This window comes from Faecalibacterium sp. An122 (assembly GCF_002160895.1).
GTDB lineage: Bacteria > Bacillota > Clostridia > Oscillospirales > Ruminococcaceae > Faecalibacterium.
The window spans coordinates 125,583-139,059 of record NZ_NFLL01000004.1 but is presented as its reverse complement, the minus strand read 5'-3'; the positions used below and the strand labels follow the sequence as shown (position 1 = coordinate 139,059).

The window sequence follows — 13,477 nt, the reverse complement described above, 5'->3', positions numbered from 1 at the left end:
ATATTTGGATGAAAGGTCACTCAAATTCCACCCCGTCCCGGGCAGGCAGGCGGCGGTAGAGGGTCAGCCACATGGTGATGAAACAGGCCAGCCCGCCGATGGCGTTGGAGATGGGCTCGGCCCAAAAGACGCCGTCCACCCCCATCCCCAGCTGGGGCAGCAGGATGGTCAGTGGGGCCACAATCACCGCCTTGCGCAGCAGCGAGAAAAAGACCGCCCGCTTGGGACAGCGCAGGGAGGTAAAACAGGCCTGGCCCACAAACTGAAAGGCCATGAAGAAGAAGCCGAAGAAATACTGTTTCAGGGCCACCTGGCCGGCTTCCAGCATAGCGGGATCGCTGGTGAAGATGGACACCAGCAGATGAGGCATGGCGATGACCACCGCCCAGGCCGCCACCGTATAGCCCGCGCCCAGCAGGGCGGTGAAGCGGATTCCCTCCCGCACCCGGCTGTAGCGCTGGGCGCCGAAATTGTAGCTGAGCACCGGCTGGGCGCCGCTGGTGATGCCGTTGACCGGCAGAGACAGGATTTCCCGCACCGAGTTGAGGATGGTCATGACCCCCACATAGAGGTCGCCGCCCCAGACCCGCAGGGTGGCGTTGCAGACCACCTGTACCAGACAGTTGGTGCCCGCCATGATGAATCCCGACATGCCCAGGCCCAGAATATCCCGCACCAGGGGCAGCTGCAGCCGCAGATTTTCCCGCCGGATGCGGCAGATGCTCTGACGCCCGGCGAAAAACAGCAGCACCCACACCACCGAGGCCAGCTGGCTGAGGACGGTGGCAATGGCCGCACCCTGGACCCCCATCCCCAGCCCGAAGATAAACAGCGGGTCCAGCACCAGATTCAAAGCCGCGCCCAGCAGGGTGGTGCCCATGCCCACCCGTGGGTGGCCCTGGGCGTTGATGAAGCCGTTAAGGCCGGTGGCCAGCATGGTGCAGGGGGTGCCCAGCAGGTAAATTTTCAGGTAGGCGTCGGCGTAGACGTAGGAGGCGTCGCTGGCGCCGAACAGATACAGCACCGGCCGCCGGAACAGATAACAGACCGCCATCAGGGCCGCAGCGCTGACCGTCAGCAGCGTCACCACCTGGCCCAGAATCCGCTCGGCCCGCTTGTCATCCTGGGCGCCCCGGGCGATGGCAAACAGCGGCGCGCCGCCGTTGCCGTACAAATAAGTAAAAGCCGAAATCAGGGTGGTCAGCGGAAAGGCCAGCCCGATGCCGGTGAGGGCCATGGACCCCACATCCGGCAGGTGGCCGATGTAAATGCGGTCCACCACATTGTAGAGCAGCTGGACCATCTGGGCCACCGTCAGGGGCACCGCCTGAGCCACAATGCTGCGCCAGACCTTTCCCTGGGTGAAGTCGCTGCTGTTTTTTGCTTCCATCCTCGTTTGTTTCCTCTCTTTCCGCAATCTTTTCTTTCTTATTGTAGCACGCCCGGGGGCCGGGCGCAAATGGGCCGGCCCAGCGCCCGAAGCCTTGTATTTCAGACCTCGCTTTCTTGAAAAGCCCCGCCCACTCTGCTATGCTATAGGAAAATACAACCATTTGACCCCCACCGAAAACCGCCCCCACAGTTTGACCTGTGGAGGCGGTTTTCTTCATAGATTTATGTGTTTTTCAAAAAGCCGTGGTGCAATCAGACGTTGTCGATGCCGGCCATCTGTTTGATGGACTTGATGGCAAAGGTCAGGGTCCGGCCACAGGCAGTGCCGCCCATGACGCAGGGGTAGTTGTTCTGGAAGAAGCTGCCCGACATATCGCCGGTGACGTACAGGCCGGGGATGGGCTCGTTGTTGTCGTCCTTGGCCTGGCAGTTCTCGGTGATGGAGATGCCCTGCAGGCTGCACAGCAGCGAAGCGCCCAGCCAGCAGCCGTAGAAGGGAGCGGTCTTGATGGCGCTCAGACGGCTGGCGGGCTTGCCGAAGTCCTCATCCTTCTGCATGTCGTACAGCTCGTTGTAGCGGGCCACGGTGGCGATGAAGGTATCCTTGTCGGCGCCGGTAAAGCCCATCTTGTCGGCCAGCTCCTCGATGGTGTCGGCCTTCATGATGAGGCCCTGGGCCTCATACTCTTCCAGCTGGCTCTCCATCATGCCGGGGATGTAGCGGGTCAGAGCCGAGCAGCCGATGGTGTGGAAGCGGTCCACATCCTCACGGAAGTTGGCGTCGTGGATCATGGCGTAGACATGGCCGGGCTGCTGGAAGGAGGCGTGGGAAGCGTTGTCGTACTCCTGGCTCTCGTTCATGAAGCGCTCGCCGTGACGGTTGACCTTCAGGAAGGGCTGGCTGCCGGGGTTGTACTGGCCTACGGTGCCGGGGAATGCCTTGCCGCCGAAGGAAGAGGGCGACTCCACATAGCCGGAGTTGACGCCGGGAGCCACCAAGCCGCGGTCAAACAGAACCGGAGCGGCCTCGGCATCCAGGTGTGCGCCGGCCCAGATGGCGGCGCGGATGCCATAGCCCTTGTCGGCGGGGGCGTAGGAGCAGGCGGTGGTGACGCTGGTGCCCAGGGGGTCCAGCTGCTCCATCATGTAGGGGTTGCCGGCGTAGCCGCCGCAGGCCAGCAGAACGCCCTTGGCGGCGTTGATGCGGATGAAGTGGCCGTCGTCGGTGCTCTGGGCGATGACGCCGGTGATGCGGCCGTCGCTGCTCTTTTCCAGCTTGGCCAGGCCGGTATTGAAGTCGATGGAGTAGCCCAGGCTCTCAATGTACTCCTGGAACACCTGATTGCGGGGCTTCTCGGCGCTGCTGTAGTCCACCTGCTGGACCGGGAACATCAGCTTGGTCTGGCTGATCTGAGTGTCGTCGGGCCACTTGGCCTCGTCGCCCAGGGTCAGGTTGCAGGTGTAGTTGTAGGGTGCGCTCTCCAGAATGCCCGACACAAAGTCGTGCATGGCGGCGGACTCATTGATCCAGGTCTTAACCACACGCTGATCGCAGCGGCCGCCCATGGAGCGGGAAATTTCGCTCAGCAGCTCGGCGCGGTCCACCGGCGGGACGCCCTGCTTCTTGGCCTCGCTGCTGTCGATGGTGCCGTACCAGTGGCGGGTCTCCATGACGGCGGAGTTCTGCTCGATGATGCGGAAGTTCAGGCCGTTCTGAGCGGCAAAGGCGGCGGCACACATGCCGCCGTTGCCGGCGCCCACGATGACGATGTCGGTGTCCCAGGTCTCGGTGATGGCGTCCTCGTCGATGTCGGGCTCGGTGCCCAGCCAGTCGTTCTCATCGCCGGTGGGCAGCTGAACCGAGGTCACCACCGTCTCGCCCATGGCCTGGGCAAAGCAGCTCTTAGCGGCCTTCATAACGGCCTCGGAGGTGATGGTGGAGCCCGACACGCCGTCGATCTCAGCCGAACCGGCGGCCAGCAGCTGCTCCTTCAGCTGGTCGGCGGCAGCAGCGCCGTAAGAGGCAGTCTCGCCCGAGGTATCCACCACCACGTCGGTGACGGCGGTCTCGCTGAAGGTCATGGTGACCTTGACGGTGGAGGAAATGCCCTCGGCGGTGCCCTCATAGGTGCCGGGGATGTAAGTGGCGCCGGACGCTGCCGAGCCTGCGCTCGAGGCGGCCGAACTGGCCGAATTGCAGGCGGCCAGGGCGCCGGCGGTAACGCTGCCCATGGCAGCGGCCGCGGCAATCTTCAGAAAACCTTTACGGGAAATCTTTTTCATGGTCTGAACTCCTTTTTCTTCGTTCCTTCTTCAAAAACCTTCCTCATCCGCAGGGATTGCGGTTTTCTTAACAAGTTTAGCGAATCCCGCTCCGATTTACAAATCATAGTTTTTATAGTACACTTTAGGAAAACCTTATGAACCACGGAGGATGCCCCCATGACCGAACGAGCCCTGACCGGTTTTGTCAAGGTGGTGGAGCTGGGCAGCTTCACCGCGGCGGCGGACGCCCTGTTCATCTCCCAGTCCGCCCTGTCCCAGCAGATCCGCACCCTGGAAAACCAGCTGCACTTCACCCTGTTCCAGCACGGCGCCCGCCAGGTAACCCTGACGGCGGCGGGGCGCAGCTTTTACCCCAAAGCCAAACAGATCCTGCGCCTGTACGACACCGCCGTCAAGGAGGGCATAGCCATCCAACAGGAATCCCGCCCACCTCACCGGCATCTGTTTCTGGCCTGTCAGGACTCTGTGCTGGCCACCCTCTGCTTTGAACTGTTCGCCATGACTCCCGAGCTGTGTGTGGAGTTTTCGCCTCTGGTGCAGTTCTGCGCCAACCGTGCCGACGTCTGGCGGGCTTTGGACAGCGGCGAAGCCGACCTGTCCTTTCAACCGGAATACGCCGACATCGCAGCCCGGGGGCTGCGCTTCATCCCCCTTCTCAACCTGCCCGAGCTGTGCTTTCCCTTCAATGTCCCCGACAGTCTGCCCCAGCACGTTCTCTCCCTGGAGGACGCTTTGTCCTGCCGCTGGATTTTCGCCTTTCCCGCCAGCGAGACCCTCTATGAAACCGAACTCATCCACCAGGCCGGCAAACAGGGCGGGGTTGTGATCCAGCCGGGCACCGTCACCAGTTCCGCCTACGGCCTGCCCACCCTGATGCTGGCCTCCTGCATCTACCACCGCCGGCCCAATTTTGACGCGGTGCGGATGCTGCGTTGGGGCGAGGGCAGCCGGTTCGGCATCGTGACCGCCGCCCATCCCGACGAGACCGTCCGCCAGTATATCGACCAAATCAGTCAGGTGGTACAGGCCCACCAGCATCAGCTGTTCGGCCTGCTGAATTGAAAAAATCCTCTCCCCCGCCGGGCTTTCTGGACTTCCAGAAGGTCCGGCGGTTTGTTGCGGGGCATTTGGGCAGGGCTGAGGGCAGCTTGGGTTTCTTCGGTTGCTTTGGCGCGGGAGGGTCTGCTATACTTGCACTGCGGCAGGGCCCTGCTGAGATTCAGGAAAGGAGCTTTTCACCATGAAACTGACCATCCAAGAGGATGGATCGGTCCGCGAGACCGAAATCACCATCCGCTGCGCCTGTCTGGACCAGCGGTTGCAAAAGCTGGTGGGACAAATCCGGCAGTATGGCTTCTGCCTGACCGGCTATCAGGAAAGCCGCCAGTTCCAGCTCCCGCTGGAAACCATCTGCTATCTGGAATCCATCGACGGCAAAACCTTTCTCTATCAGGAGAAGGAAGTCTACGCCTGCCATGAAACCCTGGCCGCCCTGGAACCTCAGCTGATCCGCAGCGGCTTTGCGCGGATCAGCAAAAGCTGCATCCTGAACATCGCCTTTCTGGACTATGTGGAACCTCTGTTCAACCACCGGCTCAAGGCGATGCTGAAAAACGGCGAGTCCCTCATCATCAACCGCAACTACATCGAGCCGCTGCGCCGCCAGCTGAAAGGAGATTCTGTATGAAAAAGGAAATTCTGTCCCGCCTGTCCGCCGCCTGCGTTCTGTTCACCCTGGTTCTTTTGTGCAGCTGCCTGTGGAACATTCTTTCCGGCAACTATGGCTCGTCCTCCTGGCCGGTGGTCCTGATCTTTGTCCTGCTGGTGGGGATCGAGGCGGTGGACTACCTGATCTCCCTGATCCCCTTCCGGACCTGCCGCCAGTATCGTTTTTGCTCGGTCGCCGTGAATTATGTGCTGGTTTTCCTGGCCTGGCTCTGTCTGGGTTGGGTGCCTCAGAACGTATGGAGCATTTTGGCTTTCAGCCTGGGCTATCTCATCTTTTACCGCCTGATCCAGCTCTATTTTGACGCCAAGCGCCAGGCAGAGGCGGCAGATTTCAACCGCCAGCTGGAACTGTGGCGGAAACAGCACCAGGCCCCTGATCCCCAGGATCACCCGGACCTCTGACGGCCCCCCTACACAGAAACATCCGCCCTTCCCCAGCCGACGGGGAACGGCGGATTTTTCGCTGCGGGTTTGGGGCGTCACGCGCCTTTTGCGGTCCATGGCCGCACAGGCAAAATGCTCCCTTCCCGGCCAGCGGCGGCGCCGTCTGCCGGAGAGAGAGCATTCTGTTTCAGGGGGTTCGGCTTTTTTTGCCGGCGTGTCACAGGTACGCCATCTGCAGGCTGCTGGAATCGCACTTCTGGGAAAACTCCACCTTGAAGGTGTGGGTGGTATCGTGCGCGCCCGCATTGGCGCCGTGCTGTTCCGGCGGGGTGAAGGTGAGGGTCAAGGTGCCCGCCTCGCTGCTCATGCTGCCGGTGGCGGTCACTTCGATGGTCTCCCCCGGGTTGACGCCGTAGGCGGTGCAGACCGTTCCGTCCGCGGTGGTCTGGTCGGCCTGGGCCATGTCGTCGCTGCGGGTGATCTGGACCTGAAAGGCCTGGTCCTGGAAGGTCCCGCTGATGCCGGTGGACCCGTCGTAGTACTCGCCAAAGGGATTGCCGTGGAGATGATACAGCCACACCGGCTCAGACGTCCGGTTGGTGACCGAGAACCCCAGCAGCACCAGACAGGACGGCTCCTGCTGCCCGTAGACCGAGCGGGAAACCGAGTCAAGTTTGATCTGCAGATAGGCGTCCTCGGAGGTGGCCTGGAGAATCTTCACGCTGTCCGCAGCGGACATCTGTTTGTCGCCGGCGGCGCGGGCGGGCACAGGGAGCGTCAGCAGCAGCGCAGCGGCGCCGGCCCGGGCGGTGCCCTTCAAAAAAGATCTGCGGGATATCAACATGGTACATCCTCCTCGCTGATCGAAGATTTTGGGTTTGATCCCGGCGCAGATCCCGCCCTCTGCCCCAAAGGACAGGCAGAATCTGCTGGTTTTAGTATAGCACGTCCAGCGGAAGAAAGGCGGATTTTTTGGCTTCTCTTTCCTCCAAACCCACAGATTCAGTACAGTATACAATTTTTCGCTGTGGTATTTGTGGGGTTTTGCCGTGGCAAAATCCACAAAAACAGCCTGTCCTCCGCGTCGGCGGCCGGTTACCTCTGCGCCCCAGGCAGAGCTTTTTCGGCGGCCCGTCCCGCTTTGGGCCGCCGCCTTTTTCCTGTGTCCGGTCGGGCAAAGCCATCCCCGGAACCCTCCCCCGCTTCACAGGCAAAAACCGGAGAAGCCCGGCCCCCACAGGCCCGGCTTTTCCGGTTTTGGTTTGGAGTGATTCAGTTTAAAATCCAGACCCCCAGGTTGAGATACCCGGCAAAGGCCACCCACACCAGATAGGGAATCTGCAGCCGGGCGGCCCATGGTTCCACCCGGGCAAAGACGGTGATCATCCAGAGGATGACGCCCCACAGGGCGGCCAGCCAGATCAGGGCCAGGCCGAACATCTGGAAGCGGAAAAAGAGAATGCTCCAGAAAAAGTTCATGGCCAGCTGCAGCCCAAAAATCCACAGCCCGTGCCGCCGTTCCAGGGTGTCGGCCGTCAGGGCAACCCGGGCCGCACTGATGCCCATGAGGGCATAGAGGATGGTCCAGACCACCGGGAACACCAGCGGCGGCGGCGACAGGGGCGGCTGGGTGATGCTGTCGGTGTAGATTCGGACATCCTCCCGGGTCAGCCAGCCGGCCAGGCCGCCCGCGGCCTCGGCCAGCAGAATCCCGAACAGATAGGTCTTGATTTTGGTGTGATTCATATTGCATCCCTCCATCACAGGGTATGCAAAAACCACAGGGGTATACACAGGGAAATGTTCGGGGCGTTTCAGATACGTTTATTCTTCCCTCCACAGGTTGTAAACCGTCTTGCCCTGTTTGCGGGCTTCGTTGGCAAACCGAGCCGCCCCACCCCACGAATGGGCCACATATGTCACCACATAATCGGCATGGCCCAGCATCCAACGGTTTCTCCAGCAAATGGCATACCGTTTGGGAACCTTTTCCACCCCCTCCGGCAGCATGGTATGAGGGCCTCCGTCCTCTGGTCTGCGCGGCATATAGGCCAGAACGACGGTATACGAAATTTCCGGGTACAGAAGTTTTAGTTCCCGCAGGACACCGGCGGCCATGGCATCAAAGGCGCCATGATTTCCCACGTAAAATGTCGTCACGCCCTGCCGCTCCACCAGTTCCATCAGCAGTGCTTTCAGCTGCGGCCGGATCGACGGGGGACTGTCCCGATGTCCAAAGAAGGTACATCCCTTTTCCTGCATATGCTCTCCTCCAAAATAGTCTATGTATAGCCTATATAGTAGCACGCATAGCCTATTTTGCGCAACCGGATTGTTTATCCTAAAGAAAATGATCCGGGAGGGAAACATCATGGACACGGTTGCTGCCGTCCGAAACCGCATTTTGACTCTCTGCGGAGAGCGTTCCATCACCATCAACAAGCTGGCCACCCTCTGTGCGCTGCCGCCGTCCAGCATCAAAAACATCCTGTACGGCAAGAGCCAAAATCCCAAGCTGTTGACCATCAAAATGATCTGCGACGGCCTGGGCATCACCTTGGGGGAATTCTTTTCCACCCCCGAGTTTGACGCACTGGAGCAGGAAATTCAATAAAACCCACAAAAAACCGCCGCCCGGAGAGGTCTCCCCCTTCGGGCGGCGGTTTGATTTGTTTTGTTACAGGCTGTGGCGGTAGGTGTCCTTCAGCTGCCGGATTTCCTCCAGGCGCTGGAGAGCGTCGGAGCCCATCCGGGCCGACACGGCCAGGGTCAGGGCTTCCGCCACCGCCACCGGGGCGCTCATGGAATGCTGGGCGTTTTCCTCCCCGCGGTAGACCAGAAGCCGGATGCTGGCCTGGGCGTCCTGCATCTCGTGATAGGCCCGGCTGGTGAACAGCAGGGTCTGGTAGCCGGCCTTTTTCTGGTAGTCCAGAAGCACCCTGCCCTCGGCCGACAACTTGGCGAAATTGAACAGCACCACCAAATCCTCCGGGCCCATGGCGGGCAGGCTTTCCAGCAGCTCGGTGCCCGCCGAGGGAATCTGCCGCACATCCACCCCGATCCGCCGCAGACGGTATTCCAGCAGCTGGGCCGGCGCGCGGGAGGCGTTCTTGCCGTAGAGAAAGACCCGCCGGGCCCGGCAGATTGCCTCCACCGCCTGGGCGAACCCCTCCTCGTCCAGCAGCTCCTGGGTCTTTTGGAGGTTGTAGCGCTGCTGTTCCAGCCAGTAGGCCAGCGGGCTGGCCTCCTGGGTCTGCAGGGTATGGGTCAGCTTCTGGGCGGGGCCCCGCTGGACCGTCTGGTCCAGAATCACCCGCTTCAGATGCCGGAAATCCTCGCAGCCCACATGGCGGGCAAACCGGGAGACGGTGGCCTCCGAAATGCCCAGCGCGTCGGACAACTGTCCGATGGTCATGCAGAGAAATTCGTCCCGGTGGGCGGCGATATATTCCAGAATGGACTGCTCGGTGGACGTCAGCCGGTCCGGCATCTGAGGGAAGGAAAATGGCATGGATGGCTCCTTTTACAACAGGGATTGCAGCTCCGAATGAATCTGCCCGTTGGTAGCCAGTATAGCACACCGGGATGCGTCAAGCAACGGGGCGTCCCCGGCAAAATCCGTCACCCGGCCCCCGGCCTCGGCCACAATCAGCATCCCGGCGGCGTAGTCCCAGGGCTTGAGGCCGTGTTCCAGATAGGCGTCCAGCCGTCCGCAGGCCACATAGCACAGTTCGATGGAGGCGGCCCCCACCCGCCGCACGTCGTGGCACCGGTCGTAGATGCGGCGCATCCGGGCAAAGGCGGCGTCGGCCTGGTCCCGGCAGCCGGGGTTGGTGCCCACCGAACAGAGGCTGTCGGCCAGGGCCGCCGCCCCGCTGACATGGATGGGTTCTCCGTTGCAGAAGGCCCCCTTCCCTCTCCGGGCGGTGAACAGTTCATCGGCGTAGGGGTCATAGATGAGGCCCAGCTCCACCCGGCCCTCCACCGCCAGCGCCAGCGAAATGGCGCTGTGACGGAACCCGTGGATCAGGTTGGTGGTGCCGTCTACCGGGTCCAGCACCCAGACCGCGCCGTTCAGGTCCACGGCGGCGTTGTCCTTTTCCTCGGCCATCAGGGCCGCGCCGGGGGTCAGCTGTTCCAGGGCCATCCGGATGTTCTCCTGCACCCGGGTGTCCACGGCGGTGACAAAATCGGTCTTTCCCTTGGCCCGGGTCTGGCCGGCCAGGGTGCGGCTGTAGAGAAGCTGTCTCTGCTGCCGCAGCAGGGCGGCGGCTTCCTGCAGCAGGGCGCTGCTGTCCAGGGTCAGCATGCGCTGCGCCCCTTGGCCATCAGGACGGCGGGAGACTCGCCGCCGTTGCGCAGCAGCACCGACACATAATCCCCGCCCAGGGCGTGGATTTCCTTCAGAGCCCGCTTGAGGACGTTGGCGGTCTTGACCTTGATGTCGGCGTCGGGGTGAATCACAATCTGGTAGCGGCCGGCCTTCATCTCCCGGGCCAGCTCCTCAAAGGTGTCGAACTCCTCCTCGAAGCAGGTGCGGATGCAGCCGTACTGCACTGCCTGATGGGTGTCGCTGCCCGCCACCACCGGCTTGTTCAGCCGCTGGCCCAGGCCGAAGGTCAGATGTTCGGTGCGGTCCTGGTCCACGGCCACGTCCTTGCCGTTCAGGTCCAGAAAATCAAACCGGGCCAGCAGTTCGGGGGACAGCTCGGGGATGTGCCCGCCCTCCCGGAAGGGGTGTCCGGCGCCCACCAGCACCGGGTACTGGTCAAACAGGCGGAACAGTTCCTCTGCCGGCAGGAAGGCATTTTTGCTCTTGTAGGGGGTCAGGCGGCGGTTCAGCTCCCGGATGGCCTCCATGGGGCCGATGGACAGCACATGGCCCCCCTCGGCGATGTCGGTTTCCATGCCGGGGAACACCTTCAGCCCGTCGATGACGTAGGCGTCCCCTTCCTTGTCCCCCCGGTCGGCAATGTAGCCGTAGAGGGTGTCAAACTGCTGGGTGTTGAAATGTTCGGTGAGGCAGATGGCGTCCAGCCCCGCCTCTTTGGCCTCGTTGAGAAGCCAGTCGGTGTATTCGGTGGAGAAGGGCAGGTATTTGGCCAGCTTCCCGTGGGTGTGAAAATCCATATACATAGGTGAAAACCTCCGGCGTCAGATCAAAGTGGAGATCAGGATGGTGACCGCCACCCACAGGAAGGAGACCGACAGGAACAGCAGGTCATTGTTGGTGACCCGCAGGACCGACAGCTTGAGCCGCTTGACCTCTTTGTTGACGGCAGCGTAGCGGTAACCCTTGATCTCCAGCACTTCCACGGTGGTGCGGGAGCGCTTGGCGGTGTTGAGCATCAACGGATAAAAGGCGTACACGATGATCCGCACCTGATAGATCAGGTAGCGGATTTTGCCCCCCAGGGTGTCGTGTTCGGGCGGGTTGCCCCGCAGCCGGTAGGACAGCAGCACGCTCTGGAACTCCTCCATCAGGATGGGCAGCATCCGGTAGGCGTAGGAGATGGAGAAGGACAGCCGTTCGGGGCAGCCGAACCACATCAGGCCCTGGGACAGCTTGTCGGGGTCCATCCCGGAAAAGACGGTGACCGACGCCAGCGAGACGGTGGCCACCTTGAGGGTCAGCACCAGCAGCGGGGCGATGGCGGAGGCGTCGCCGCCGAACAGCCAGGTCACCACCAGCAGGTACCCGGTCTGGGAGAACACACCCAGACCGAACAGGAACAGCACCAGCCCTGCCACATGGGCCAGGGCGGTGGTGATGGTCACCAGCACAAAGCACCCCAGCAGGAAGGGCAGGCTGTTCACAAACCAGGGCACCAGCCCGAAGAACAGATACCAGGCAATCAGAATCCGGGGGTCCATGGCGGCCACCAGGGTATCGTTGTTGCCGTAGGCGTTTTTCAGCACCTGATTGCGGAGAAAGTCCATGGAGAATTTGTCCAGGATGTTTTCCGACAGTTTATCGACCATTTTCACAGCAAGCGGGCCTCCCCTCAAAACAGCGCAGGAAATCATCGATGGTATAGCACAGGGCGTGCGGGTCCAGAGCCTGCCCCATGGTAAAGATCTCGGGCGGGCGGATGCCCACCTGTTCCAGGACGGCCCGGTTGCCGAACACCTCATCCCGGGTGCCGTCGGCCACCACCCGGCCGCCGCACAGCACAATAATCCGTTCGGCCCACTCACAGACCAGCTGCATATCGTGGGTGGCGATGACCACCGTCTCGGTGATCTCTTTCAGGTCCTCCAGGGTCCGCATAATCTCCTTGCGGGTGGCGATGTCCAGGTTGGCGGTGGGCTCGTCCAGCAGGAGAATCCCCGGATTGAGGGCGATGCCGATGGCCAGGCTGGCCCGGCGCATCTGTCCGCCCGACAGCAGGCGGCCGTCCCGGTCCCGCAGGTCGCTCAGCCGGAACCGCTGCAGCAGCTCGTCGGTCCGCCGGGCGGCGTCGGGCACTCCCCGCGCCTCCATGGCGTAGGCGATGTCCTTGGCGATGGAATCCTTGATGAACATGTCCTCGGGGTTCTGATAGACCATCGAGATCTGGCGGGAGAGGGCTTCGGGCTTGACGTCGTGGAGCCGGACGCCGTTCAGCTGGACGGCGCCGGATTCCGGCTTCAGCAGGCCCACCAGCAGTTTCATGAAGGTGGATTTGCCGGCGCCGTTGGAGCCGATCAGGGCCACCTTGTCCCCCTTGTGGATTTCCAGGTCCAGACCCGAAAAGACGCTGTGGGGCGCGCCCTTGACGCTGCGGTAGGACACCGACACCTTTTCAAAGGCGGCCGCCGCAGGCCCGGCCGGGTGCGGGACGGCTGCCGGACGGGGGTCCGGCTCTGCCTTGGGGGCAAAGACCGCCCGGCCCGCCTCCACCGTGGTGGGGAGGAGCACATCCGGGGCCAGGGTGCCGGCCTGCTGCATCCGCCGGGCGGCAATGGTCACCTGGGGCGGGAAGATATTGCAGCTCTGCAGCTCGTCCACCCGCTGCAGAGCGTCGGCGGTGGGCAGCACCCACTGGACCCGGCCGTCCTTCATCAGCATCACATGCTTGCAGAAGTCCGCAATGTACTCGGTGTGGTGCTCGATGACGATGATGGTCTTGTGATAAGTTTCGTTCAGCTCCCGCAGGACGGCGTAGATCCGGTCGGCGTGGCCGGGGTCCAGCTGGGCGATGGGCTCGTCCAGAATCAGCACGTCGGGCTGGAGGGACACCGCCCCCGCCAGGGCCAGCAGATGGGTCTGGCCGCCGGACAGCTGCCAGATGAAATCGTTTTCCCTGCCCCGCAGGCCGCACTGTTCCAGGGCGTCCAGGCCCCGCTGGCGGTAATCGGGCATGGCGTAGTTCTGGCAGGCATAGGACGCATCGTCCAGCACGGTGGGCCGGATGATCTGGTTTTCGAAATCCTGGTACACATAGCCGACCTTGCGGGCCAGGGTGCCCACATCGGTTTCCCGGGTATCCAGCCCGCAGGCAAGGACCCGCCCTTCCATCGCACCGCTGATGAACTGAGGAATCAGACCGTTGAGGGTCTTGCAAAAAGTGGACTTTCCGCAGCCGTTGTTTCCAACGATGGCGAGAAAGTCCCCTTGTTCAATGGTTACGGTGATGTCGTTGAGGGTGGGATGCTCTGCGCCTGGATAGGAATAGGTCAGATGATCTATCTCTATCGCGTGCAT

The 13,477-nt window shown here is 62.1% G+C and carries 14 protein-coding genes; 4 read left to right on the top strand and 10 right to left on the bottom strand.

Annotated features, from left to right (window positions below; genetic code table 11):
• Positions 1-16 precede the first annotated feature (16 nt).
• The gene (locus tag B5E67_RS04950; RefSeq protein WP_087383422.1) at positions 17-1,390 is read right to left on the bottom strand and encodes an MATE family efflux transporter; all 1,374 of its coding nucleotides are present in this window, start codon (positions 1,388-1,390) and stop codon (positions 17-19) included.
• Between the two features lie 254 nt (positions 1,391-1,644).
• Positions 1,645-3,675: an FAD-binding protein gene (locus tag B5E67_RS04945; protein ID WP_087383419.1), complete on the bottom strand. Its 2,031-nt coding sequence runs from the start codon at positions 3,673-3,675 to the stop codon at positions 1,645-1,647.
• Between the two features lie 159 nt (positions 3,676-3,834).
• Between B5E67_RS04945 and B5E67_RS04940 the strand changes: the two genes are divergently transcribed.
• From B5E67_RS04940 to B5E67_RS04930, 3 genes are all read left to right on the top strand, one after another.
• On the top strand, positions 3,835-4,740 hold the full coding sequence (locus B5E67_RS04940) for a LysR family transcriptional regulator (protein WP_087383416.1): 906 nt from the start codon (positions 3,835-3,837) through the stop codon (positions 4,738-4,740).
• A 178-nt stretch (positions 4,741-4,918) separates the two neighbouring features.
• On the top strand, positions 4,919-5,365 hold the full coding sequence (locus B5E67_RS04935; protein ID WP_087365015.1) for a LytTR family DNA-binding domain-containing protein: 447 nt from the start codon (positions 4,919-4,921) through the stop codon (positions 5,363-5,365).
• Positions 5,362-5,808 (top strand): hypothetical protein, encoded by a 447-nt coding sequence (locus tag B5E67_RS04930; RefSeq protein ID WP_087383413.1) that lies wholly within the window; start codon positions 5,362-5,364, stop codon positions 5,806-5,808. Before B5E67_RS04935 ends, B5E67_RS04930 begins: the two co-directional genes overlap by 4 nt.
• A 199-nt stretch (positions 5,809-6,007) precedes the next feature.
• Here the strand turns inward: B5E67_RS04930 and B5E67_RS04925 are convergent, their stop codons facing one another.
• The 3 genes from B5E67_RS04925 to B5E67_RS04915 form a co-directional block, all read right to left on the bottom strand.
• Positions 6,008-6,634 carry a twin-arginine translocation signal domain-containing protein gene (locus B5E67_RS04925; RefSeq protein WP_087383410.1) on the bottom strand — a complete coding sequence of 209 codons (627 nt, stop codon included), beginning with the start codon at positions 6,632-6,634 and terminating at the stop codon, positions 6,008-6,010.
• Between the two features lie 428 nt (positions 6,635-7,062).
• Entirely contained in the window at positions 7,063-7,536 is a 474-nt protein-coding gene (locus tag B5E67_RS04920) for a TspO/MBR family protein (protein ID WP_087383407.1), read from the bottom strand.
• 78 nt (positions 7,537-7,614) lie between these two features.
• Positions 7,615-8,052, bottom strand: a complete 438-nt coding sequence (locus B5E67_RS04915) for a hypothetical protein (RefSeq protein WP_087383404.1) — start codon at positions 8,050-8,052, stop codon at positions 7,615-7,617.
• Between the two features lie 109 nt (positions 8,053-8,161).
• Between B5E67_RS04915 and B5E67_RS04910 the strand changes: the two genes are divergently transcribed.
• Positions 8,162-8,404, top strand: a complete 243-nt coding sequence (locus B5E67_RS04910) for a helix-turn-helix transcriptional regulator (RefSeq protein ID WP_087247373.1) — start codon at positions 8,162-8,164, stop codon at positions 8,402-8,404.
• Between the two features lie 63 nt (positions 8,405-8,467).
• On the opposite strand, the gene B5E67_RS04905 is transcribed toward B5E67_RS04910, so the two are convergent.
• The 5 genes from B5E67_RS04905 to B5E67_RS04885 are packed head-to-tail and all read right to left on the bottom strand — an operon-like array spanning position 8,468 to position 13,477.
• On the bottom strand, positions 8,468-9,301 hold the full coding sequence (locus B5E67_RS04905; protein ID WP_087247371.1) for a MurR/RpiR family transcriptional regulator: 834 nt from the start codon (positions 9,299-9,301) through the stop codon (positions 8,468-8,470).
• 12 nt (positions 9,302-9,313) lie between these two features.
• Positions 9,314-10,099, bottom strand: coding sequence for an inositol monophosphatase family protein (locus tag B5E67_RS04900; protein ID WP_087383401.1), 786 nt, complete (start codon positions 10,097-10,099; stop codon positions 9,314-9,316).
• A complete protein-coding gene (locus tag B5E67_RS04895; RefSeq protein ID WP_087247369.1) occupies positions 10,093-10,926 on the bottom strand; it encodes a PHP-associated domain-containing protein in 834 nt (277 codons plus the stop codon). The genes B5E67_RS04900 and B5E67_RS04895 overlap by 7 nt, the downstream gene beginning before the upstream one ends.
• An 18-nt stretch (positions 10,927-10,944) precedes the next feature.
• A complete protein-coding gene (locus B5E67_RS04890) occupies positions 10,945-11,772 on the bottom strand; it encodes an energy-coupling factor transporter transmembrane component T (protein ID WP_242956789.1) in 828 nt (275 codons plus the stop codon).
• Positions 11,762-13,477 (bottom strand): energy-coupling factor transporter ATPase, encoded by a 1,716-nt coding sequence (locus B5E67_RS04885; protein WP_087383396.1) that lies wholly within the window; start codon positions 13,475-13,477, stop codon positions 11,762-11,764. Before B5E67_RS04885 ends, B5E67_RS04890 begins: the two co-directional genes overlap by 11 nt.

What these genes read in the sequence shown, in the direction of transcription:
- B5E67_RS04950 (WP_087383422.1), bottom strand. Translation starts at nt 1,390, where the DNA reads ATGGAAGCAAAAAACAGCAGCGACTTCACCCAGGGAAAGGTCTGGCGC.
- B5E67_RS04945 (WP_087383419.1), bottom strand. Translation starts at nt 3,675, where the DNA reads ATGAAAAAGATTTCCCGTAAAGGTTTTCTGAAGATTGCCGCGGCCGCT.
- B5E67_RS04940 (WP_087383416.1), top strand. Translation starts at nt 3,835, where the DNA reads ATGACCGAACGAGCCCTGACCGGTTTTGTCAAGGTGGTGGAGCTGGGC.
- B5E67_RS04935 (WP_087365015.1), top strand. Translation starts at nt 4,919, where the DNA reads ATGAAACTGACCATCCAAGAGGATGGATCGGTCCGCGAGACCGAAATC.
- B5E67_RS04930 (WP_087383413.1), top strand. Translation starts at nt 5,362, where the DNA reads ATGAAAAAGGAAATTCTGTCCCGCCTGTCCGCCGCCTGCGTTCTGTTC.
- B5E67_RS04925 (WP_087383410.1), bottom strand. Translation starts at nt 6,634, where the DNA reads ATGTTGATATCCCGCAGATCTTTTTTGAAGGGCACCGCCCGGGCCGGC.
- B5E67_RS04920 (WP_087383407.1), bottom strand. Translation starts at nt 7,536, where the DNA reads ATGAATCACACCAAAATCAAGACCTATCTGTTCGGGATTCTGCTGGCC.
- B5E67_RS04915 (WP_087383404.1), bottom strand. Translation starts at nt 8,052, where the DNA reads ATGCAGGAAAAGGGATGTACCTTCTTTGGACATCGGGACAGTCCCCCG.
- B5E67_RS04910 (WP_087247373.1), top strand. Translation starts at nt 8,162, where the DNA reads ATGGACACGGTTGCTGCCGTCCGAAACCGCATTTTGACTCTCTGCGGA.
- B5E67_RS04905 (WP_087247371.1), bottom strand. Translation starts at nt 9,301, where the DNA reads ATGCCATTTTCCTTCCCTCAGATGCCGGACCGGCTGACGTCCACCGAG.
- B5E67_RS04900 (WP_087383401.1), bottom strand. Translation starts at nt 10,099, where the DNA reads ATGCTGACCCTGGACAGCAGCGCCCTGCTGCAGGAAGCCGCCGCCCTG.
- B5E67_RS04895 (WP_087247369.1), bottom strand. Translation starts at nt 10,926, where the DNA reads ATGTATATGGATTTTCACACCCACGGGAAGCTGGCCAAATACCTGCCC.
- B5E67_RS04890 (WP_242956789.1), bottom strand. Translation starts at nt 11,772, where the DNA reads ATGGTCGATAAACTGTCGGAAAACATCCTGGACAAATTCTCCATGGAC.
- B5E67_RS04885 (WP_087383396.1), bottom strand. Translation starts at nt 13,477, where the DNA reads ATGCACGCGATAGAGATAGATCATCTGACCTATTCCTATCCAGGCGCA.